Genomic DNA, 20,340 nt, shown 5'->3' with positions numbered 1-20,340 from the left:
TAAACAGGGGAAGAGGACAGCCATGTCAACCAACACGGCGGAACGGCACACCGCCGATCTCACCGCGAACCCCGACAAGTTCGCCGGTGATATCGGAATTCTGGTAATTCGAATTGTCTTCGGGCTGATACTGGCGGCCCACGGCGCTCAGAAATTGTTCGGCTGGTTCGACGGTCCGGGCCTGACGCAGGCCGGAACCGGATTCGAGTCGATGGGGTACCACCCCGGCAAATTCTTCGGAACCCTCGCCGGACTGTGTGAGTTCGGTGGTGGTCTGCTGCTCGCGCTGGGTCTGGTCACGCCACTGGCGGCCGCGATCGTGCTCGGCACCATGATCAACGCGATCAATGCCACCTGGGCTCCCGGACTGTTCGGCAAGGGCGGCTGGGAGTCGCCGCTGCTGTTCGCCGCCGTGGCGCTGGCGCTCGCCTTCACCGGACCCGGTCGGTTCGCGCTCGATCACGGCCGTCCGTGGCAGCGCCACGGCCTCGTGTGGGGTGTCGGCGCATTCGTGCTCGCCGTCGTCGCCGCCGTCGTGACGCTCGTCTTCAAGTGGATTCTCTAGGTGTTCGCGGGTCCGGCCGTCGTGGTCGGACCCACGCGTCGCCGCGATGTTCAGTACAGCACCAGTGTGCGGTCCGCGCCGGGGTGGAACTCGAAGTCGATCCTGCGTAGTTCGGTGTGGATTCCCTTGTGGTGCAGATCTTTCCGGAGATCGTCCAGCAGGGTGCGCAGCGGGTTGCCATTGTGGTCGACCAGGGGGTAGACGCGGGTCTCGCCCGTGGCGACGCGGGCGAGTTCGCTCAGGGCCGCCGCGTGGAATTCGGCATCGAGGCGGTCGGCGTAGCTGAACAGCAGGTGCGAGCTGAGGACCAGACCGAAACTGTTGTCCGCGAAGGGGAGTGCCGGCAGGCGGGCCGCGCGGTAGCGGTGCCGATGTTCGGCGAGATCGCGACCGAACCGCTCGGCGGATTCGGCCCGCATGCGCAGATGTCCCTGCGGGCCGCCGTACCAGTCCCAACGGCGGCGACCGATATCCCTTGTCGCCCAGCGGTTCGCGCGTTCGGATTCGCGAATGGCGGTGGTGCGCAAATCATCGGCGTCGCGCGAATAGATGGGGTCGGCGGCGAGAACTTCCGCGCCGAGTTCGCTCGCTTCGGCGGTGAAACTGGCCGCGCCGCCGGGGCAGTCGAGAATACGGCCGGTGCGCAACTCGGCGTCGGTGAGTCCGAACATGGCCCGGTATTCCGCCAATGATCTTGCGCTGATGAGAAATTCACCGAGAACTTCGGTGTCCGAGTGTGTCATTGCGGCACTGTCTCATGCCGGGGAGGTTTTGTCTGTCCCCGCGCCGCGTGCAGGGCTTGGCGCGGGGACTGTTGGCGCGTTCGGTGTGGGAATTGGGGTTCACCGAAGCACCGAACCCCAATTTACTTCCTATCGAAAATAAATTCAGCGCCTTGTGAGGGTTGTCACAGACGCGGGTTATGGCCATGGGCCACAGGCGATTACGGCGCGGTGCCGGTGAGCCGCCGCAACGCCTTCGCCACGACCTCCGGATCGGAGGTCTCCCAGTAGGGGGGCAGCGATGCGCGCAGATACCCGCCGTAGCGGGCGGTGGCCAGCCGCGAATCCAGAATGGCCACCACGCCCCGATCCTCGACGCTGCGCAGCAGCCGCCCCGTGCCCTGCGCCAGCAGCAGCGCCGCGTGATTGGCCGCCACGGTGAGAAAGCCATTGCCGCCGCGCGATTCCACCGCGCGCTGCCGCGCGGTGAGCAACGGATCGTCGGGGCGCGGGAACGGGATCCGATCCAGGATGACCAGACTCAGCGACGGTCCGGGCACATCGACGCCCTGCCACAGCGACAGCGTGCCGAACAGCGAGGTGGCCGGATCCTCGGCGAAGCGGCGCACCAGCTGACCTGTCGCGTCCTCGCCCTGGCACAGGATCGGCGTATCCAACTTGCCCCGCAGCGCCTCCGTGGCCGCCTTGGCCGCGCGCATGGACGAGAACAGGCCGAGGGTGCGCCCGCCCGCCGCGCGAATCAGCCGCTCGATCTCCGCGAGGTAGGCCGAACTCAGGCCGTCCCGGCCGGGGGCGGGCAGATGCTTGGCGACATAGAGGATTCCGGATTTGGCATGGTCGAACGGTGAGCCGACATCCAGCGCCGACCAGCGCACCGATTCGGCGTCGGCGGGAGCCTGCGCGCCATTGGCCAGCGCCGGATCGACCTTCGCGCCCGAGCGCGGGGGCAAACCCCAGGTGAGCGCCAGTCCGTCGAAGGAGCCGCCCACCTGCAGCGTGGCCGAGGTGAGCACCACCGTCGACATGCCGAACAGCCTGCTGCGCAACAGCCCGCCGACCGCGAGCGGGGCCATGTGCAGGGTGCGCCGCACGACCCCGCGCACCTCGTCGGCGGCCAGCCAGAGCACGTCGTGGCGTTTGGCCGGGTCCGGTTCGTCGAAGGCGGTGAGCGCGCGCACCGCGCCGTCGTGCACCTCGTCGATGGCGGCCAGGGCCTGATTGCGGGCGGCGGCGGTCTCCGGATCGGCCTGGGCCGCGCCGCCGCCCTGTGGGGCCAGCGCGGTGCGCGCGTTCCACGCGGCATCGCGGACCAGGGCCAGTACGGGTGCGATGCCCTCGGGCAGCGCGTCCCAGCGGGCGGCGGGCAGGTCGTCCAGGGCGGTGTGCCACGCCTCCGCGGCGGACTCCAACCTGTCGACCTCGCGCTCGTCGATGAGTTTGGCGCAGCGGCGGGCGGCGGCGCTCACGGCGGCGGGCGCGAGTTCGGCGGTGGCCACGCCGGTGACCCGGTCGACCAGTTCGTGCGCCTCGTCGATCACCACCACATCGTGTTCGGGCAGCACCTGGATGCCGTTGATGGCGTCGATGGCGAGCAGCGCGTGATTGGTGACCACCACATCGGCCTGCGCGGATTCGGCGCGGGCGCGTTCGGCGTAGCAATCCTGACCGAAGGGGCAGCGCGACTTGCCGAGGCATTCGCGCGAGGACACGCTGACCTGCCGCCAGGCGCGATCGCCGACGCCGGGCACCAACTCGTCCCGATCGCCGGATTCGGTGTCGGAGGCCCACTCGTTGAGCCGCTGCACCTCGCGGCCGAGGCGGGAGATGGCGAAGGCGTCGAAGAGTTCGGCCTCGGCGGGCTCGTCGGGAATGGCGCTATTGATCTTGTTCAAGCACAGATAGTTGTTGCGGCCCTTGAGGATCGCGAATTTGGCGGTGCGGCCCAGCGGTTCGCGCAGCGCCTCGGCCAAACGGGGCAGGTCCCTGTCCACGAGCTGACGCTGCAGAGCGATGGTGGCGGTGGACACCACCACGGTGCGCCCGGTGCGCACCGCGTGGCGCAGGCTGGGCACCAGGTAGGCCAGCGACTTACCGGTGCCGGTGCCCGCCTGGACCGCCAGATGCTCGCCGGTGTCGATGGCCTGATCCACGGCCGCGGCCATCGTCATCTGACCGGTGCGCTCCTTGCCGCCGAGTGCCGTGACGGCGGTGGCCAAGAGTTCGGGGAGTGGCGGCAGTTCGGGCACGCGCAGCAGCCTACAAGCTGTCGCCGACAGTCATGTCGGGGCGGATCAGCCCACCGCGCCGCTCAGTTCGACCCCGGCCGCGCGCAACCCGGCGAGGGCGACCCCGAGGGTGTCGGAGGAGACGGCGGCGGTGAGATCCAGCAGCACCGCGGTGCGGAAACCCGCCGCTTCGGCGTCGAGCGCGGTGGCCTTCACACAGTGGTCGGTGGCGACGCCGACCACGTCCACCGCGTCGATATCGTGCTCGCGCAACCAGTCGGCGAGCCGCGTCCCGTCGGCGGCCGCGCCCTCGAAACCCGAATAGGCGGCGGCGTATTCGCCTTTGGAGAACACTTCCTGAATCGGCGCGGTATCCAGGTCCGGATGGAATTGCGCGCCGGGGGTGCCGACCCGGCAGTGCGGCGGCCAGGAATCCACATAGTCGGGATGGTCGGAGAAATGCGGACCGGGATCGACGTGGTAATCCCTGGTGGCCACCACCGCGTCATAGTCCCCGTCGGCGACGAATTGGCTGACGCGCCGGGCCAGGGCCGCCCCGCCCGCGACCGCGAGCGAGCCGCCCTCGCAGAAATCGTTCTGGATATCGACGATGATCAGTGCTCGTCCCACGGTGGACCTCCCGGCGTTCGGTGCTGCGTACTGGTCGGATCCCATTGTGGCGCGGGTCGGCGGGTCAATCCGCGAAACTGGTCGTGATGGCCGGTTCGCCCGCGGAGAGTTTGAGGCCCTCCCACGGCAGACTGACCAATCCGCGCGCCACCACGTCGCGGCTTTCCACGAGGGTGGGCCGCTGCGGCGCCGCGACGCCGTCGCGCACCAGTGGGACCAGCAGTTCGCGCGCCTCGAAACCCGCTGTGGCGGGCCGAGTCCCGGCCGCCGAGTACACGATTTCCTCCACGATGGTGCCGGTCCGTCTGGCCAGGCGCAGCGCACGCTTGGTGCCGCCGCGCGACTGCTTGTGACTGCTGCGCTTGGCCACCGGCAACCCGTCCACCTCGACCAACTTGTAGACCATGCCCGCTGTCGGCGCGCCGGACCCGGTCACCAGCGAGGTGCCGACCCCGTAGGCGTCGACCGGTTCGGCCCGCAGCGCGGCGATCGAGTATTCGTCCAGATCCCCGGACACCACGATCCTGGTCTTCGCCGCGCCCAATCCGTCGAGTTGCTCGCGCACCTGCCGGGCCAGCACGCCGAGATCACCGGAATCGATGCGCACACCGCCCAGATCGGTGCCCGCCACCTCGATCGCGGTGGCTACGCCCCGTGTGATGTCGAAGGTGTCGACCAGCAGGGTAGTGCCGATGCCGAGTGCCGCAATCTGACTGCGGAACGCCTCGGCCTCGTGTTGGCCGTCCGCGCCGCTGTGCAACAGGGTGAACGCGTGCGCACTGGTGCCCGCGCTGGGCACCCCGAAGCGTCGCGCGGCCTCCAGATTGGAGGTGGCGTCGAAGCCCGCGAGATAGGCCGCGCGGGCACTGGCGGGCGCGGCCAGTTCGTGGGTGCGCCGCGACCCCATCTCGATCAGCCGCCGCCCGCCCGCGGCGGTGACCATGCGCGCCGCCGCCGAGGCGATGGCGCTGTCGTGATTGAGGATCGACAGGATCACCGTCTCCAGCACCACGCATTCGGCGAAGCTGCCCCGCACCGAAAGCACCGGCGAGCCCGGAAAATACAGTTCGCCCTCGGCATAGCCGTCGATATCGCCGGTGAACCGGTAGCCGCGCAGCCAGTCGACGGTGGCCGGGTCCAGGAAGCCCGCGGCCGCCGCCAGTTCCGGCTCGCCGAAACGGAAGTGCGCCAGCGCGTCGAGCAGTCGGCCGGTGCCGCCGACGACGCCGTAGCGGCGGCCGTTGGGCAGCCTGCGGGCAAACGCCTCGAAGGTGCAGCGCCGTCGCGCCGAACCGTCGGCCAGGGCCGCGGCGAGCATGGTCAGCTCGTACCGGTCGGTCAGCAGCGCGGTGCTGAAACCGTTCGACTCGACGTGGTAGGTATCGGTTGCTGCGCTCGTCACGCAGCCACCCTAATGGGCAACCTTCGACGTGGTAGGGGCCTGCTTCGCCTGTCGCGCCGCCACCCCGCGCACACGCATCGAGCCGACGTTCGCGGCGCGAGGCTGGGTGTTGTGTATCCGGAGTCGGGCCGTACCCTGGAAGTTATGGGTTTGTGCGACGTGAACGCCATGTTGCCGGTGGTAGAGCTACCGGTGGTACAGCTGTCGGCGGCACAGGCGACCCCGGAAGCCGTGGAGTACACCGAGATCCTGGAGGCGGAGGATCGCCCGTGGGTGACGGTCGTCTGGGACGACCCGGTCAATCTCATGCACTACGTCACCTACATATTCCAGAAGCTGTTCGGATACAGCAAAGGCAAGGCCACCGAGCTGATGTTGCAGGTGCACAACGAGGGCAAAGCCGTCGTGTCCTCCGGCTCTCGCGATCGGATGGAACACGATGTCCAGCGGTTGCACGCCGCAGGATTGTGGGCGACCATGCAGCGGGATAGCTGACCGCGACGGTTACCGTAGCCACGTGCAAAAGTGGAGCAGGAAGAATTCGCTGGGCGGGTTGAAGCTGCGCTCGGAGATGGACGCGCGCGAGGCGAACGTGCTGCGTTCGCTGGTGGGCGCGGTCTCCGGTTTGCTGACCGAGCGCGCCAATTCCGCCCCCGATGACGAACTGGCCGCGCTGACGGGTCTGCGCACCGGCAATACGGCGACTCCCGAGGATCCGCAGTTGCTGCGGTTGCTGCCGGATTTCCATCGCAGCGAACCGGGTTCGCCCGATGCCGAGCGCGCCGGACTCAACAGCGCCCTGCGCGGTCTGCACGAACCGGAGATCATCGACGCGAAGTTGGCGGCGGGTTCGGTCGTGCTGAGCACCGTGCCCGTCGAGGGCGGTCGTATCGTGCTCACTCCCGAGCAGGCCGACGCCTGGCTCAACGCGCTCACGGACGTGCGCCTGGCGCTGGGCACCATTCTCGAGATCGATGACGAGACGCCCGAGCAGTTCGCGCCCGATGATCCGCGCGGCCCACATCTGGACGTCTACCACTGGTTGACCTGGATGCAGGACTCGCTCCTGCAGGCGCTCGCGCCGTAGAAAGCGCTGGGCTATGAGAACACAATCCGGACAACGGAATTCGCTGACCGACGTGGCGGGCGTGCTGGTCGGTCACCATCATGTGCTCGATCGCGACGCCACGCCGGGCAACGGCGCGGCGACCGGCTGCACCGTGGTGCGGTTACCGGGTGGCGCGACCGCGGCGGTCGATGTGCGCGGCGGCGGCCCCGGCACCCGCGAGACCGATGTCCTCGATCCGAGCAACTCCGTCCGGCACGCGCACGCCATCCTGCTCACCGGCGGCAGCGCCTATGGTCTGGCCGCGGCCGACGGGGTCATGCGTCTGCTGGAGGAGCAGGGCGAGGGCGTTCCGATGGATCCCGCCGATCCCACGCGGGTGGTGCCGATCGTGCCCGGCGCGGTGATCTTCGATCTTCCGGTGGGGGACTGGGGAATTCGGCCGACCGCCGAATTCGGGTATCGGGCCGCGGCCGCCGCCGGGGTGGATTTCGAGCGCGGCTCGGTCGGTGCGGGTGTCGGAGCGCGGGCCGGATCGATCAAGGGCGGAATAGGTTCGGCGAGTGTGGTTCTCGGCGAGGGGCCGGCCGCCGGGGTGACGGTGGCGGCGCTGGTGGTGGCCAATCCGGTGGGGTCGGTGTTCGATCCGCGCACCGGATTGCCTTGGGGCGCGGGCACGGACGGTCCGGAGTTCTTCGGATTGCGTTGTGCCGCACCGGAGGTGCTGGCCCGCGCCAACGCGCTCGCGGTGAAGGGCACGGTGCTCAACACCACCATCGGCGTCGTCGCCACCGACGCCGCACTGGATCCGGTGAGCCTGCGGCGCATGGCCACTACCGCGCACGACGGTCTGGCCCGCGCGGTGCGTCCGGCACATTCGCCGCTGGACGGCGACACCCTCTTCGCGGTGTCGACCGGTGCGCTGCGACCGGAGACCGGCCCCCTACCCGCCGCCTTCCCGCCGGATCTGATCGTGCTCGACGCGGTGTGCACGGCCGCGGCGGTCTGCGTGGAGCGGGCAATCGTCGACGCCATTCGCCGTGCGACCCCGGTCGCGGGCATCCCCAGCTACGGGGAACTGTTCGGCGACCGGTGCGGTAGTGGGTCGGGAATAGCCGAATAGTCTCACTTGTTGTCGAAGGCGGCGAATGCCGGATGGCGGAAGGGTTTGACTCGTGCTGGTGATCAGAGCCGACCTGGTCGAGGCGATGGTGGCACATGCCCGCGCGGACCACCCCGACGAGGCGTGCGGGGTGATCGCGGGTCCGGAGGGCAGCGACCGTCCGCAGCGCTTCGTCGCGATGGTCAATGCCGAGCGCTCGCCCACCTTCTATCGCTTCGATTCCGGTGAGCAACTGAAGGTTTGGCGCGCCATGGACGAAGCCGAGGAGACCCCGGTGGTGATCTACCACTCGCACACCGCGACCGAGGCGTACCCGAGTCGCACCGATATCTCCTACGCCAGCGAACCTTTCGCCCACTACGTGCTGGTGTCCACCCGCGATCCCGAGCGGCACGAACTGCGCAGCTATCGCATCGTCGACGGCGAGGTCACCGAGGAACCGGTGCGCATCGTCGACGACTATGCCGAAATCGACTGACCGCCCGTTGTTTTCCCGCGAAATGAGGAGTACCCCATGTCGGTGACCGTGTCCATTCCGACCATCATGCGCGCGCTGACCGGAGGTGAGAAGCGCGTGCAGGCACAGGGCGGCGCGACCCTGTCCGATCTCATCAAGGATCTCGAGTCGAACCATCCCGGACTGGCCGAGCGGCTCCTCAAGGACGGCAAGCTCAACCGCTACGTCAACATCTATGTCGACGACGAGGATGTGCGCTTCGCGGGCGGGCTCGCGGCCGAGGTGCCCTCCGACGCGAGCGTCACCATCCTGCCCGCCGTCGCCGGAGGTTAGTCGCCCGATGGCGCGCTACGAGTCGCTGATCGCGACACTCGGCAACACCCCGCTGGTCGGATTGCGCACCCTGTCCCCGAAATGGGACGGCGCCGACCATGTCCGGCTGTGGGCCAAGCTGGAGGACCGCAACCCGACCGGATCGATCAAGGACCGCCCCGCCCTGCGGATGATCGAACAGGCCGAGGCCGAGGGCACACTGCGGCCCGGCTGCACGATTCTGGAGCCGACCAGCGGCAATACCGGGATCTCACTGGCCATGGCCGCCAAGCTCAAGGGCTACCGGCTGATCTGTGTCATGCCGGAGAACACCTCGGTGGAGCGGCGGCAACTGTTGACCATGTTCGGCGCGCAGATCATCGATTCTCCGGCGGCGGGCGGCTCCAATCAGGCCGTGGCGCTGGCCAAGCAGATCGCCGCGGAGCATCCCGACTGGGTGATGCTCTATCAGTACGGCAATCCGGCCAACGCGCTGGCGCACTACGAGAGCACCGGCCCGGAGATCCTGGCCGACCTGCCGGAGATCACCCACTTCGTCGCGGGCCTCGGCACCACCGGAACCCTGATGGGCACCGGGCGCTTCCTGCGCGAGAAGGTGCCGAGCATCGAGATCGTCGCGGCCGAACCGCGTTACGGCGAATTGGTCTACGGTCTGCGCAATATCGACGAGGGTTTCATTCCGGAGCTCTACGACGAGTCGGTGCTCACCACCCGCTTCTCGGTCGGCCCGTACGACGCGGTCCGGCGGACCCGCGAATTGGTGCTGGAGGAGGGCATTTTCGCCGGTATCTCGACCGGGGCCATCCTGCACGCCGCGCTCGGGATCGCGCGCAAGGTCGCGAAGGCGGGCGAGCGGGCCGATATCGCGTTCGTGGTGGCCGACGGCGGGTGGAAGTACCTGTCCACCGGCGCCTATGACGGCACGCTCGAAGAGGCCGAGGAACGCCTCGACGGTCAGCTCTGGGCCTGAGCGATACCCGCTGAGTACCCTCGGAGGTGCGGGTCGGGCTCATCGGATCCGCTCGACGAGGAGGTTGCGATGACCACCGGCGGTACGGGCGTGGGTCCGTCGTTCGATCCGGAGCGGATCGCCGCGCTGCGCGCCCAATTGGACAGCTCCGGTGCGCCGGGTGGCGCTCTCGCACCGAATATGCCGACGGCGTCGACCGGTTCGCCCGCGTCCTCCGCCGGGGTGGCCGTGATCAAACAGCTCTGGCTGCGAGCCGGTGTGGTCATCGCGAGTTTCGTGGTTTTGCTCTACGGCATCGAGGGTGTGGACACCCTCGACGGTCACGACCTCGACACCGCTGGGATCCAGCCGCGCACGGCGGAGGGGCTGTGGGGCATTCTGTTCGCCCCGCTGCTGCACGCCAATTGGACCCACCTATTGGGCAATACGCTGCCGGTGCTGGTGCTCGGCTTCCTGGCGCTGCTCTCGGGTATCGGGCGCGGACTGATGGCCACCGCCATCATCTGGGTGGTGGCGGGTCTGGGCACCTGGCTCGTCGCGGGCAGCGGCTCGGTGCATCTGGGCGCGTCCTCACTGGTGTTCGGCTGGTTGACCTACCTCATCGTGCGCGGCTGGTTCGCCCGCAATATCGGTCAGATCCTGCTCGGGTTGGTCATTGTCGCGATCTACGGCTCGCTACTGTGGGGCGTGCTGCCCGGTCAACCCGGAATCTCTTGGCAGGGACATCTTTTCGGTGCGGTGGGTGGAATTCTGGCCGGCTGGGTACTCTCTGGCAATGAACGTTCGCGCCGTCGCGGCGAGGGAGCCGGAGTCCCCGCGCCGACTCGCTGAGCGCAGCCGCCGCCGAGCAAGTTGGGGGATCGGTTCTTGAGCGAGATTTCGCCGTGGCAGCATAGGGAAATGCGCCTAACCGTCCTCGGGTGCTCGGGCAGTGTGTCCGGCCCGGACTCTCCAGCGTCGGGCTACCTGCTGACCGGGCCGGATATGCGGCCGGTGGTCATCGAGTTCGGTCCGGGTGTGCTCGGCGCGCTGCAGCGCTACGCCGATCCCGGCGAGGTCGACATCTTCCTCACCCATCTGCACGCCGATCACTGTCTCGATCTGCCGGGTCTGCTGGTGTGGCGGCGCTATCACCCCATCCCGCCGGTCGGTCGGGCGATCGTGCGCGGCCCCTCGGACGCGCCGCTGCGCATCGGCAATGCCTCGGCCGAGGTCGGCGGCGAATGCGACGACTGGTCCGATGTCATCGATTTCCGACGCTGGATCGAGTCCGAGCCGGTGGGATTCGGTCCCGGACACACCATCACGGCACGGCGCATGTATCACCCGCCGGAGGCGTACGGGTTGCGTATCGTGTCGGCTTCGGGCCGCACCTTCGTTTATACCGGCGATACGGCCGAGTGCGATGCGGTGCGTGAATTGGCCGCAGGCGCGGATATTTTGATGGCCGAGGCGTCCTGGACGCACGATCCGGCCAATCGTCCGCCGGGCATTCACCTTTCGGGCACCGAGGCCGGGCGGCTGGCCGCGACGGCGGGGGTCAAGGAACTGCTGCTCACCCACATACCGCCGTGGACCTCGCGCGAGGATGTCATCGCCGAGGCCAAGGCGGAGTTCTCCGGTCCGGTGCACGCGGTGGCCCCCGGCGAGACCTTCACCATCTGAACCCCCTGTTCGGAGGCCCGCGATCGGGTGCCATAGGCTGTGGCCGTGTCGAGACGAGCCGATGGCAGGGCGGACGATGAGCTCCGCGAGGTCCGAGTCACCAGGGGATTCACCACCCATCCCGCAGGCTCCGTGCTGGTGGAATTCGGTCAGACCAGGGTGATGTGCACCGCCAGTGTCACCGAGGGGGTGCCGCCGTGGCGGCGCGATTCCGGATTGGGCTGGCTCACCGCCGAATACGCCATGCTGCCCGCCGCGACCCATACCCGCAGCGGTCGGGAGTCGGTGAAAGGCAGGGTCGGCGGTCGCACCCAGGAGATCAGCCGGTTGGTGGGTCGTTCGCTGCGCGCCTGCATCGACCTGGCCGCGATCGGCGAGAACACCATCGCCATCGACTGCGATGTGCTGCAGGCCGACGGCGGCACCAGGACGGCCGCCATCACCGGGGCCTATGTGGCGCTGGCCGATGCGGTCACCTATCTCGGGGCGGCCGGTGGACTGGCCGACCCGCAACCGATTTCGTGCGCCATCGCCGCGGTGAGCGTCGGCGTGGTCGACGGCCGGGTCCGCCTCGACCTACCGTACGAAGAGGATTCGCGCGCCGAGGTCGATATGAATGTGGTGGCCACCGACACCGGAACCCTGGTCGAGATCCAGGGCACCGGCGAGGGTGCGACCTTCCCGCGCTCCACCCTGGACAAGCTGCTCGATTCCGCGTTGGCGGGCTGCGAGCGCCTGTTCGAGGTGCAGAAGGCGGCGCTGGCGCTGCCCTATCCGGGTGTGCTGCCGGATCCGGCCGAGTCGAAGCGCAAGTGATGGCGCGGGTTCTCGTCGCGAGTCGCAATGCGAAGAAGCTGAAGGAACTGCGCCGCATTCTGGACGAGGCAGGGGTTTCGGGGATCGAGATCGTCGGCCTGGCCGATGTGCCCGCCTACGACGAGGCCCCCGAGACCGGCGCGACCTTCGAGGAGAATGCGCTGGCCAAGGCCCGCGATGGTGCGGCGGCCACCGGATTGCCCTGTGTCGCCGACGATTCCGGCCTCGAGGTGGACGCGCTGAACGGTATGCCCGGTGTGCTCTCGGCGCGCTGGTCGGGCCGCCACGGCGATGACGGCGCGAACAACGCGCTGCTGCTGGGGCAGCTCGGTGATGTGCCGGACGAGCGTCGGGGCGCGCGCTTCGTCTCCGCCTGCGCGCTGGTGGCGCCGGGTGCGGCGGCGGTCGTGGTGCGCGGCGAGTGGCCGGGTGTCATCGGTCGGAAACCGGTGGGGGAGGGCGGATTCGGCTACGACCCGCTGTTCTTCCCCGACGGCGGTGCGCTCAGCGCGGCCCAGTTGACCCCGCAGGACAAGGACGCGGCCTCCCATCGCGGCCGCGCCCTGCGCCTGCTGCTGCCCGCCCTGGGCGACTTGACGTAGGGCGCTGCCGGCGAAGCCGCCGGTAGATCCGCGCATGGCCGGAGCGGAGGCGGAGGTGCGCTTAGAGCTGGAAATCCCGCTTGACCTGCTGGGCGTTGCGGTGCTCGATGAAGAACGACAGCAGCGGGATGGTGCCCGCCAGCAGGGTGCCGATGAGGCGGGGGTAGGGCCAACGCACCTTCAGTCCCAGATCGGCGGCGGTGAACAGGTAGACGAAGTAGACCCAGCCGTGCACCACCGCGATCCAACTGGGAGTGTGCACGCCGAAGCCGTACTTGGCGATGATCTCGACCGTGAGCAGCAGCAGCCACAGGCCGGTGGCCCAGGCCATCACCCGGTAGCGCAGCAGTGCGCCCGCGATCTTGGCGCGGTCGGCCGTCGGGCGGGCCGGTGCGGCGGTCTCGGTCGGGTTCTCGCTAGTGGTCAACCCGCGCTCCTCTCGGTGGTGCCGGTATCGAGGCCCGCCGCGCGAACCTTCTCGTCGATATCGGCGGCATGTAGTTCGGCCAGGTAGCGGTTGTACTCGGCGAGCACCGGATCCTGCTCGCGCGTCGCGCTCGGACGTTCGGGCAGGATGCCCGCCGGAATTTCGTGCGGCGCGGCGGTTTTCGCGCGCCGTGCCTGCGGGGCGGGTTGATCCTCGGTCGCTTCGGTCTCCAACCGGACGAACCGGAAGTACGCGAAGACCGCGAAGGCCGCGAACAGCGGCCACTGCAGGGCGTAGCCCAGGTTCTGTCCGGTGCCGCTGGCGGATTCGAAGCGCTCCCACTGCCACCAGCCGAGCCCGAGGCAGGCCGGCGCGGCCACCATGACCAGCGCGATCAGGGCCGGGCGATTATGGCGGGGCGACGCGGACACGACTACCACGGTACCCCGTCTACTACACGGCCCGTAGGGTCAGGCCCGTGCTCAGAACCGGTAGGTGATCCCGGTCATGGTCTCCGAGATCTCCCAGAGTCCGCGCCACAGGTCTTGATTCTTGGACCGCTTGTTCGAGGGCGAGGCTTTGACCGGCCCCTGACTTCCGAACAGCCAGGTCGGACCCCAATAGGTGTGTGGGTCCGGATCGGGCATGGCGGCGGCGAACAGCGTGGAGTGCGCGGCCTTGGCGGGGGAGTGTCCGATCAGCGCGATGAACGGCTTGCTGACCCAGTCCAATGGCGTCTCGGTCTTGGCGAACAGGTCGGTGGGGGAGACGCCGGGATGGACCGCGTAGGAGCGCTTGGTCGATCCGGCTTCGTCGAGTCGACGCTGGAGTTCGCGCGCGAACATGAGATTGGACAGTTTGGATTGCGCGTAGGCCAGATTGCGCTGATAGCGCCGCTGCTCGTAGTTGAGGTCATCGATGCGGAATCGGGGTGTCTGCTTGTGGGCGATGCTGGCCAGGGTGACCACTCGGTCCCGGATCTTGTCCAACAGCAGCCCGGTGAGTGCGAAGTGGCCGAGATGGTTGACGCCCCACTGGGTTTCGAAGCCGTCCTTGGTGCGGGAGAACGGAACGTACATGAGGCCCGCATTGTTGATCAGTACGTCGAAATCGGTGGTCTTCTCGGCGAATTCGCGCACCGAGGACAGGTCGGCCAGGTCCAGGCCCGCGACCCGGACATCCCCCGCGATACCGTCGGCGACCTGCTGTGCTTTATTCGTATTGCGGCAGGCCATGATCACGGTCGCGCCCTTGCCCGCCAGGATCTCGGTGGTCACCGTGCCCAGACCGCCGTTCGCGCCGGTGATGACATAGGTGCGCCCGGTCTGGTCCGGGATTTCTGCTGGATTCCACGCCATGCGCCCAACCTTACTCTTGAGTAAGTTCGAGCGAAAGCGCGGCCGCCGCCCATGACTCCCCGCACATCCGGCGTCGGATGAGATCGGGATCGCAATCGCTGGGGGGTAACTCGCCGGTACTCCGATACCGTGATGCGTGTGACGATCGTGGGCAGGCAGTATGGCGGACGCGCCGTGGTCGAGCGCAAGGCCGAACGCCGGTTGCGCTTCCTGGCGGCGGCGACCCGGATCTTCGCCGAACGCGGTTACGCCGCATGCTCGCTCGCCGATGTGTGCGCCGCGGCCGGACTGTCCAAACGTCAGTTCTACGAGGAGTTCCGCACCCGCGAGGATGTGCTCGTCGCCGCCTACGATCGCGTCCAGGACGAGGCCGTCGCCGCCATCTACACCGCGCTGACCAGGCTCGAACCCGGTCCGGACCTGCGCACCACCCTCATCGAACTGTTCGCCGCCTTCCTGTCCTCGATGGGGTCGGATCCGCATCGCGCCAAGCTCGCCTTCGTGGAGGTGGTCGGGGTGAGCGAGCGGATGGAGCGCCACCGCAGGGAGCGCAGACGCGCCTGGGGTGCGGTATTGGAGACGATCGTGCTGCCCGCGATAGCGCCGAACTGTCGGCTGCGCGGCGGAACTATATGGGCCACAAGCGCCTTCATCGGCGTCACGAATGGGCTGGCCTACGAGTGGCTGGTCGCCGATCCGCATCCGCCGATCGAGGAACTGGTGAACCTCTTGGTTCCGGTCGCGCTGACGCTGATCGAATTCTCCTAGGGGCGAGCCGCATTCGCTCGGCGCGCGGCGTTCACCCGCGCGCCGCCTCCGGGACGCGCCGGGTGTTCCGGAGCTTTCGTTGCTGCAAAATTGCCAATATCCCTACGCGGGCACCGGATCGCCGTGTCGCTGGCGGGTGCGAACGCGGTCAACGGCCCATACTGGGGCGATGACCAGTGCCGTCGCTGTTGCCGACAAGGTTGCCGAGCCACTGAGCCGGGCCAGGATCAACATCGTTTTCCTCACCGTCGCCCTGGGCATGCTGATGGCCGCGCTCGATCAGACGATCGTGTCCACGGCACTGCCGACCATCGTCGCCGATCTCGGCGAGGCCGGGCATATGGCCTGGGTGGTCACCTCCTACCTGCTCGCCGAGGCCATCGCGACCGCGCTGGCGGGCAAATTCGGCGACCTGTTCGGCCGCAAACTGGTCTTCCAGCTCAGCGGCGTGATCTTCATCGTCGGCTCGATGATCGCCGGACTCGCGCACGGGATGACGCTGCTGGTGGTGGCCCGCGCCATCCAGGGTTTCGGCGGTGGCGGACTCATGGTCACTTCGATGGCGCTCATCGCCGATGTCATCCCGATGCGCGAGCGCGGCCGCTACACCGGCGCGCTCGGTTCGGTCTTCGGCGTGACCACGGTGATCGGTCCGACGCTGGGCGGACTGTTCACCGATCACGCGAGTTGGCGCTGGTGCTTCTACGTCAATGTGCCGCTGGCGGTCGTCATGATCGTCATCGCGGCGCGCGCCATTCCGTCGGTGCGCTCCACCATCCGGCCGATCATCGACTACGCCGGAATCGCGCTGGTCGCCATCGCCACCACCTGCCTGATCCTGGCGCTGGAATGGGGCGGCCAGGAGTATCCGTGGGGTTCGGCCACCATCATCGGGCTCTTCGTGGCCGCTGTGGTGTTGTTCGCGGCCTTCGTGGCGGTGGAGCTGCGGGCCGAGGAACCCATGCTGCCGATGGGGTTGTTCCGCAGCAATGTGTTCACCGTCTGCTCGATCCTGAGTTTCATCGTCGGCTTCGCCATGCTCGGCGCGATGACCTATCTGCCCGCTTATCTGCAATACGTGGACGGGGTTTCGGCCACCGCGTCGGGGGTGCGCACGCTGCCGCTGGTGGTTGGGCTGTTCACCACCTCGATCCTGTCCGGGCAGATAGTCGGATCCACGGGGCGCTACAAATACTTTCCGGTCGCGGGGACCGCGGTGATGGCGGTGGGCCTCTATCTGATGTCGACCATGGGGCGCACGACGGGATTCTGGCTGGAATCGCTGTACATGCTGATTCTCGGTCTGGGTATCGGCTTGACCATGCAGGTGCTGACGATCGTCGTGCAGAACACCGTGCCCTATGCCCAACTCGGCACCGCCACCTCGGGCGTCACCTTCTTCCGTACGCTCGGAAGTACGTTCGGCACCGCGATTTTCGGCACGCTCTACAGCAATCAGCTCAAACCCAATCTGACCGAGGCGCTGCTGGAGGTGAAGGTGGTGCCGCCCGCCACGGCCGCGAATCCGCAACTGCTGCGGGAACTTCCGTCGCAGCTGGCCAATCCCATCATCGACGCCTACGCCACCACCATCAATCACGTCTTCCAGTGGGTGGTGCCGGTGGCGCTGCTCGGGTTCGTGGTCGCCTGGTTCCTCAAACAGGTGCCGCTGCGCGACAGCACACGGTCGGCGGCAGGCGATGTGGGAGACGGGTTCTCGGTGCCGAACTCGCCGGATCGGGTGGTGCTGTTGGAGTGTGCCATCGCCTCGACGATGCGCCGCGCGCGCGACGAGGGGCCGATCGCGCCGCGGATTCTGGAGTCGGCCGGATCCGCGCTCAGCCACGGCGAGGGGTGGGCGCTCGGACAGGTATACCTGCACAACAGGATTCGCGGGGCGGCCACCGTGGCCGGGATCGCGAGCGCGCACAAGGTGCCCGGCGAGGTCATCGCACCGGTCTACGACTCGGTGGTCGACGCGGGGTACGTCGCGCGCGAGGACGATCGGCTGGTGCTCACCGAATCCGGTCGGGCCGAGGTGGATCGGATGCACGCGGCATGGCGGCGTTGGCTCGACGAGCGGCTCGACGACTGGGATCTCACCGATCCCGCGGATCGGAGTCTGCTGGATCAGGCGCTGGACAATATCGCCGGGAAGCTCCTCGATGAGGAGACCGAGGAGCGCGAGCCGGTGCGCGTCTAGGCCCGATCTGGATACTTGCGCCCGAATACTCGTCAACGTATATTCGTAGACGAGTAAAGGAGGTGCGCATGACCAAGAAGCGCAAGGTCAACAATCTGACCGCCCTGGCGGTGCTCGCGACCCTCCTCGAAAAGCCCATGCACCGCTACGAGGTCGCATCCAAACTCAAACAGCGCGGCAAGGAAGCCGATCTCGATATCAAATGGGGATCGCTGTACACCGTGGTGCAGAACCTGGAGAAGGCGGGCTTCCTCGAGGTGGTCGGCAGCGAGCGCGATGGGGCGCGGCCGGAACGGACGATCTACCGGATCACCGAGGCGGGTCGCGCCGAACTCTTCGACTGGACAAGGGAATTGCTCGCCAACCCGGAGCCGGAGAGCAGCCGGTTCGTCGCGGGCCTTTCCATTGTCGCGACGCTGGCGCCCGATGAGGTGGTCGAGTTGCTCGATCGGCGCGTCGCGACGCTTCGTGAGCGAGTGGCGGCGGGCAGGCGCGAGATCGATACGCTCCTGCGACGGTCGCTGCCCCGGTTGTTGCTCCTGGAATCCGAATATCGGATCGCCATGCTGACGGCGGAGGCCCAGTGGGCGCAGTCGCTGCGCACCGAATTGGCGGACGGCACCTTTCCCGATGTCGAGTTCTGGCGGCGCATCCACGCCGAGGGACTGGACCTGGCCGAAGTCGCACACCAGATTGAAAAGGGGGTGGGGGTGCAAGAGTAGGCCCAAGAGAGGCCTTCAGAAATACGGACCCGGCGACAGTGCGGCAACACCGCCGCCGAGCCCGCAGCAACCGTCTCGAACCGCGTGCGCGCACCCGGAAACAAGGCTGGCAACCACAGAATAACCGGGTGGTTCGTACGAGACAGGTTTGGGGTTGAATCTACGAACCGAGGGGAATCACCCATGTCCACAGTCAGAACCGCCCTCGTCATCGGTGGCGGCATCGCAGGCCCGGTCACCGCGATCGCACTGCGCAAAGCCGGTATCGAAGCTCGAGTCTACGAAGCCTATCCGGGACCGGCTTTCGGGCGCGGCAACACCTTGGCATTGGAGCCGAATGGTGTCGCGGCCCTGGACATCATCGACGCGGGGGCGGCGGTCCGCGCGGTGTCTGTCCCGATTCGCCACTCCTACATGACGATCGGGGCGCGCAGCATCGCGATGCCCGCTGCGCCCGATCTGGAGCCGCGGCAACTCCTCCAGCGGGCCGACCTGTATCGGGTGCTGCACGATCGTGCCGTCGCGGCGGGCGTGTCCTTCGAGTACCGCAGGAAACTGGTCGGCGTGGACGAGCACGGCGCCGGGATCACCGCGCATTTCGCCGATGGCGCCAGTGCGAGCGCGGATATCCTCATCGGCGCGGACGGTATCCGCTCGACGGTGCGCAAGCTCATCGACCCGCGCGCGCCCGAGGCCGAGTACACCGGCATGCTCGGCTTCGGCGCGCTGCTCGACGCGCCGGAACTGGATCTGCCGCCGGACACCATGTACTTCGCCTTCGGCGGCAATGCCTACTACCTCTACGGGTCGGTCGGCGACGGCAAGGTCCTGTGGGGTGTCAATCTGCCCAGCGCGCAGTATCTTTCGCTCAACGAATCCAAGGAGGCCGGTTCCGCGCACTGGCTGCGGGTCATCCGGGAGACTTACGGCGCCGACCATCCCGGTGGCATTCTGGCCCGCGCGACGACCGAGGCCGATCTGGAGATGGTCGGCGCGCTGCACATCATGCCGTCGGTCCCGCACTGGTATCGCGGTCGCATGGTGCTGGTGGGCGATGCGGTGCACTGTCCGTCCAACAGCACCGGCCAGGGCGCATCGCAGGCGATCGAGTCTTCGATCCAATTGGCACGCTGCCTGCGGGATCTGGATGATCCGGCGGCGGCCTTCGCGGCCTACGAGGGACTGCGCCGCAAGCGGGTGCAGCGCATCACCGCGCGCGGGGCGAAGATCAACCACCGCAAGACTCCCGGTCCCGTCGGCAAGAAATTGATGCCGGTGCTCATGCCGCTGTTCACCAGGCTGATGAATTTCGAGAAGGTCATCGACTTCGAGCAGCGCTACCGGATCGACTGGTCCGCGCCGGTGCAGCGCGAATTGGCCCGAGCCTGAGCCGGATTCCGGCCCGCCGGTCGCGGCGGGCCGGCAACGGCTACGGGCAGGAGGTGAGTTCCCGTGTCATGGCGTCTTTTTCGTCCTTGGTGACCCATAGCGAGTAAGTGGTCTTCACCTGGATCTGCCGGGTGACGTAGGCGCAGCGGTAGCCCTTGTTGGGCGGCAGCCAGTCGTTGGCGTCGGAATCGCTCTTGGCCTGGTTGGTGGGGCCGTCGACGGCCTGCAGGTTGATCGGATCGTTGGCCAGGTCGCGGCGGCGGTCCTCGGACAGCTTCTGCGCGCCGGTCTGCCAGGCATTGGACAGCGCCACGATGTGGTCGATCTGGACATCGGTGGAGGTGCGGGTGCCGCGCTCGAATTTGATGGTCCTGCCGGTGTAGACATCGTGCAGGGTGCCCGCGTCGACCATGCACTTCTTGGTGTCCTTGTAGGACAGGTCGACCATATCCCTGGTCAGGATGTCGTTGCGGGTGTCGCAGTTGTTGTGGCCGCCCGCGACGGATACGTCGTCGGACCAGGCCGGACCGAATTGGTCACGGCTGTAACCGGTTTTGGGGGCGCGGTCGGCCACCTTCAGCGCGTTGAGCATGGTCAGCGCCTGCTTGGCCGGAATGGGTGCGGCCGCCGGGGGGCCGGACTGCGAACTCGAAGCACTCGAATCCGAGTGTGTCGCACGGATATAGATGTACGCGGCGGCGAAGATCACGGCGAGAACCACGCCGAGCACCGTGAGCCGTCGTGGCGCTACCTTCATCGAAATGCCTACCCTTGCCTGCGAATCGAACAGGGCGTCAAGGTACCGGGTGGCGCGGGGCGGTGAAGTCATTGCCGCGTATGACATTCGGCACACAGTGGTGCGGCGGGTGGGAACCG

23 protein-coding genes are annotated in these 20,340 nt (G+C 67.7%); 15 read left to right on the top strand and 8 right to left on the bottom strand.

Annotation, left to right across the window (positions count from 1 at the left end):
* Positions 1 to 22 precede the first annotated feature (22 nt).
* On the top strand, positions 23 to 565 hold the full coding sequence (locus tag D5S18_RS03575) for a DoxX family protein (RefSeq protein WP_120037888.1): 543 nt from the start codon (positions 23 to 25) through the stop codon (positions 563 to 565).
* Positions 566 to 615: 50 nt separating this feature from the next.
* Here the strand turns inward: D5S18_RS03575 and D5S18_RS03570 are convergent, their stop codons facing one another.
* From D5S18_RS03570 to D5S18_RS03555, 4 genes are all read right to left on the bottom strand, one after another.
* A complete protein-coding gene (locus tag D5S18_RS03570; RefSeq protein ID WP_239003506.1) occupies positions 616 to 1,308 on the bottom strand; it encodes a methyltransferase domain-containing protein in 693 nt (230 codons plus the stop codon).
* A gap of 200 nt (positions 1,309 to 1,508) precedes the next feature.
* Complete coding sequence (locus D5S18_RS03565; RefSeq protein WP_203236561.1) at positions 1,509 to 3,554, bottom strand: ATP-dependent DNA helicase; 2,046 nt, start codon at positions 3,552 to 3,554, stop codon at positions 1,509 to 1,511.
* A 45-nt stretch (positions 3,555 to 3,599) separates the two neighbouring features.
* Positions 3,600 to 4,208, bottom strand: a complete 609-nt coding sequence (locus tag D5S18_RS03560; protein WP_158607788.1) for an isochorismatase family protein — start codon at positions 4,206 to 4,208, stop codon at positions 3,600 to 3,602.
* 19 nt (positions 4,209 to 4,227) lie between these two features.
* Complete coding sequence (locus D5S18_RS03555) at positions 4,228 to 5,565, bottom strand: nicotinate phosphoribosyltransferase (protein ID WP_120037881.1); 1,338 nt, start codon at positions 5,563 to 5,565, stop codon at positions 4,228 to 4,230.
* A 144-nt stretch (positions 5,566 to 5,709) separates the two neighbouring features.
* Between D5S18_RS03555 and clpS the strand changes: the two genes are divergently transcribed.
* From clpS to D5S18_RS03505, 10 genes are all read left to right on the top strand, one after another.
* Entirely contained in the window at positions 5,710 to 6,060 is a 351-nt protein-coding gene (gene clpS / locus D5S18_RS03550) for an ATP-dependent Clp protease adapter ClpS (RefSeq protein ID WP_239003505.1), read from the top strand.
* 22 nt (positions 6,061 to 6,082) lie between these two features.
* The gene (aosR, locus tag D5S18_RS03545) at positions 6,083 to 6,652 is read left to right on the top strand and encodes an oxidative stress transcriptional regulator AosR (protein ID WP_120037880.1); all 570 of its coding nucleotides are present in this window, start codon (positions 6,083 to 6,085) and stop codon (positions 6,650 to 6,652) included.
* 13 nt (positions 6,653 to 6,665) lie between these two features.
* Positions 6,666 to 7,754, top strand: a complete 1,089-nt coding sequence (locus D5S18_RS03540; RefSeq protein WP_120037877.1) for a P1 family peptidase — start codon at positions 6,666 to 6,668, stop codon at positions 7,752 to 7,754.
* A gap of 52 nt (positions 7,755 to 7,806) precedes the next feature.
* Positions 7,807 to 8,232 (top strand): M67 family metallopeptidase, encoded by a 426-nt coding sequence (locus D5S18_RS03535; protein WP_120037875.1) that lies wholly within the window; start codon positions 7,807 to 7,809, stop codon positions 8,230 to 8,232.
* Between the two features lie 36 nt (positions 8,233 to 8,268).
* The gene (locus tag D5S18_RS03530) at positions 8,269 to 8,544 is read left to right on the top strand and encodes a MoaD/ThiS family protein (RefSeq protein WP_120037873.1); all 276 of its coding nucleotides are present in this window, start codon (positions 8,269 to 8,271) and stop codon (positions 8,542 to 8,544) included.
* 7 nt (positions 8,545 to 8,551) lie between these two features.
* Complete coding sequence (locus D5S18_RS03525; RefSeq protein WP_120037871.1) at positions 8,552 to 9,514, top strand: PLP-dependent cysteine synthase family protein; 963 nt, start codon at positions 8,552 to 8,554, stop codon at positions 9,512 to 9,514.
* A gap of 138 nt (positions 9,515 to 9,652) precedes the next feature.
* On the top strand, positions 9,653 to 10,345 hold the full coding sequence (locus D5S18_RS03520) for a rhomboid family intramembrane serine protease (protein ID WP_239003510.1): 693 nt from the start codon (positions 9,653 to 9,655) through the stop codon (positions 10,343 to 10,345).
* 69 nt (positions 10,346 to 10,414) lie between these two features.
* Positions 10,415 to 11,179, top strand: a complete 765-nt coding sequence (locus tag D5S18_RS03515) for a cyclic nucleotide-degrading phosphodiesterase (protein ID WP_120037867.1) — start codon at positions 10,415 to 10,417, stop codon at positions 11,177 to 11,179.
* Between the two features lie 45 nt (positions 11,180 to 11,224).
* On the top strand, positions 11,225 to 11,995 hold the full coding sequence (gene rph, locus D5S18_RS03510) for a ribonuclease PH (protein ID WP_120037989.1): 771 nt from the start codon (positions 11,225 to 11,227) through the stop codon (positions 11,993 to 11,995).
* Positions 11,995 to 12,597: a non-canonical purine NTP pyrophosphatase gene (locus D5S18_RS03505; RefSeq protein WP_120037865.1), complete on the top strand. Its 603-nt coding sequence runs from the start codon at positions 11,995 to 11,997 to the stop codon at positions 12,595 to 12,597. The genes rph and D5S18_RS03505 overlap by 1 nt, the downstream gene beginning before the upstream one ends.
* Positions 12,598 to 12,658: 61 nt before the next feature.
* On the opposite strand, the gene D5S18_RS03500 is transcribed toward D5S18_RS03505, so the two are convergent.
* Genes D5S18_RS03500 through D5S18_RS03490 form a run of 3 tightly spaced genes read right to left on the bottom strand, consistent with a single transcriptional unit; the run spans position 12,659 to position 14,382 of the window.
* A complete protein-coding gene (locus tag D5S18_RS03500; RefSeq protein ID WP_203236560.1) occupies positions 12,659 to 13,024 on the bottom strand; it encodes a DUF3817 domain-containing protein in 366 nt (121 codons plus the stop codon).
* On the bottom strand, positions 13,021 to 13,455 hold the full coding sequence (locus D5S18_RS03495) for a transcriptional regulator (protein WP_239003504.1): 435 nt from the start codon (positions 13,453 to 13,455) through the stop codon (positions 13,021 to 13,023). Before D5S18_RS03495 ends, D5S18_RS03500 begins: the two co-directional genes overlap by 4 nt.
* A gap of 51 nt (positions 13,456 to 13,506) precedes the next feature.
* The gene (locus D5S18_RS03490) at positions 13,507 to 14,382 is read right to left on the bottom strand and encodes an oxidoreductase (RefSeq protein ID WP_120037863.1); all 876 of its coding nucleotides are present in this window, start codon (positions 14,380 to 14,382) and stop codon (positions 13,507 to 13,509) included.
* Positions 14,383 to 14,514: 132 nt separating this feature from the next.
* Here D5S18_RS03490 and D5S18_RS03485 point away from each other — a divergent pair, with 132 nt between their 5' ends.
* From D5S18_RS03485 to D5S18_RS03470, 4 genes are all read left to right on the top strand, one after another.
* Entirely contained in the window at positions 14,515 to 15,150 is a 636-nt protein-coding gene (locus tag D5S18_RS03485; RefSeq protein ID WP_239003503.1) for a TetR/AcrR family transcriptional regulator, read from the top strand.
* Positions 15,151 to 15,319: 169 nt separating this feature from the next.
* The gene (locus D5S18_RS03480) at positions 15,320 to 17,353 is read left to right on the top strand and encodes an MDR family MFS transporter (RefSeq protein ID WP_120037861.1); all 2,034 of its coding nucleotides are present in this window, start codon (positions 15,320 to 15,322) and stop codon (positions 17,351 to 17,353) included.
* Between the two features lie 68 nt (positions 17,354 to 17,421).
* Positions 17,422 to 18,075, top strand: coding sequence for a PadR family transcriptional regulator (locus tag D5S18_RS03475; RefSeq protein WP_120037859.1), 654 nt, complete (start codon positions 17,422 to 17,424; stop codon positions 18,073 to 18,075).
* A gap of 183 nt (positions 18,076 to 18,258) precedes the next feature.
* A complete protein-coding gene (locus tag D5S18_RS03470; protein WP_120037857.1) occupies positions 18,259 to 19,464 on the top strand; it encodes an FAD-dependent monooxygenase in 1,206 nt (401 codons plus the stop codon).
* A gap of 40 nt (positions 19,465 to 19,504) precedes the next feature.
* On the opposite strand, the gene D5S18_RS03465 is transcribed toward D5S18_RS03470, so the two are convergent.
* Complete coding sequence (locus D5S18_RS03465; RefSeq protein WP_120037855.1) at positions 19,505 to 20,221, bottom strand: HNH endonuclease family protein; 717 nt, start codon at positions 20,219 to 20,221, stop codon at positions 19,505 to 19,507.
* Between the last annotated feature and the right edge of the window lie 119 nt (positions 20,222 to 20,340).

Source organism: Nocardia panacis, assembly GCF_003598715.1.
GTDB classification, from domain to species: Bacteria; Actinomycetota; Actinomycetes; order Mycobacteriales; family Mycobacteriaceae; genus Nocardia; species Nocardia panacis.
The sequence above is the reverse complement of the archived record's forward strand: the minus strand, read 5'-3'. Positions and strand labels throughout refer to the sequence as shown.

Excerpts from the sequence above, each read along its gene's own strand:
- D5S18_RS03575 (WP_120037888.1), top strand. The coding sequence starts at position 23 with ATGTCAACCAACACGGCGGAACGGCACACCGCCGATCTCACCGCGAAC.
- D5S18_RS03570 (WP_239003506.1), bottom strand. The coding sequence starts at position 1,308 with ATGACACACTCGGACACCGAAGTTCTCGGTGAATTTCTCATCAGCGCA.
- D5S18_RS03560 (WP_158607788.1), bottom strand. The coding sequence starts at position 4,208 with ATGGGATCCGACCAGTACGCAGCACCGAACGCCGGGAGGTCCACCGTG.
- clpS (WP_239003505.1), top strand. The coding sequence starts at position 5,710 with ATGGGTTTGTGCGACGTGAACGCCATGTTGCCGGTGGTAGAGCTACCG.
- D5S18_RS03540 (WP_120037877.1), top strand. The coding sequence starts at position 6,666 with ATGAGAACACAATCCGGACAACGGAATTCGCTGACCGACGTGGCGGGC.
- D5S18_RS03530 (WP_120037873.1), top strand. The coding sequence starts at position 8,269 with ATGTCGGTGACCGTGTCCATTCCGACCATCATGCGCGCGCTGACCGGA.
- D5S18_RS03525 (WP_120037871.1), top strand. The coding sequence starts at position 8,552 with ATGGCGCGCTACGAGTCGCTGATCGCGACACTCGGCAACACCCCGCTG.
- D5S18_RS03515 (WP_120037867.1), top strand. The coding sequence starts at position 10,415 with ATGCGCCTAACCGTCCTCGGGTGCTCGGGCAGTGTGTCCGGCCCGGAC.
- D5S18_RS03505 (WP_120037865.1), top strand. The coding sequence starts at position 11,995 with ATGGCGCGGGTTCTCGTCGCGAGTCGCAATGCGAAGAAGCTGAAGGAA.
- D5S18_RS03490 (WP_120037863.1), bottom strand. The coding sequence starts at position 14,382 with ATGGCGTGGAATCCAGCAGAAATCCCGGACCAGACCGGGCGCACCTAT.
- D5S18_RS03485 (WP_239003503.1), top strand. The coding sequence starts at position 14,515 with ATGCGTGTGACGATCGTGGGCAGGCAGTATGGCGGACGCGCCGTGGTC.
- D5S18_RS03480 (WP_120037861.1), top strand. The coding sequence starts at position 15,320 with ATGACCAGTGCCGTCGCTGTTGCCGACAAGGTTGCCGAGCCACTGAGC.
- D5S18_RS03475 (WP_120037859.1), top strand. The coding sequence starts at position 17,422 with ATGACCAAGAAGCGCAAGGTCAACAATCTGACCGCCCTGGCGGTGCTC.
- D5S18_RS03470 (WP_120037857.1), top strand. The coding sequence starts at position 18,259 with ATGTCCACAGTCAGAACCGCCCTCGTCATCGGTGGCGGCATCGCAGGC.
- D5S18_RS03465 (WP_120037855.1), bottom strand. The coding sequence starts at position 20,221 with ATGAAGGTAGCGCCACGACGGCTCACGGTGCTCGGCGTGGTTCTCGCC.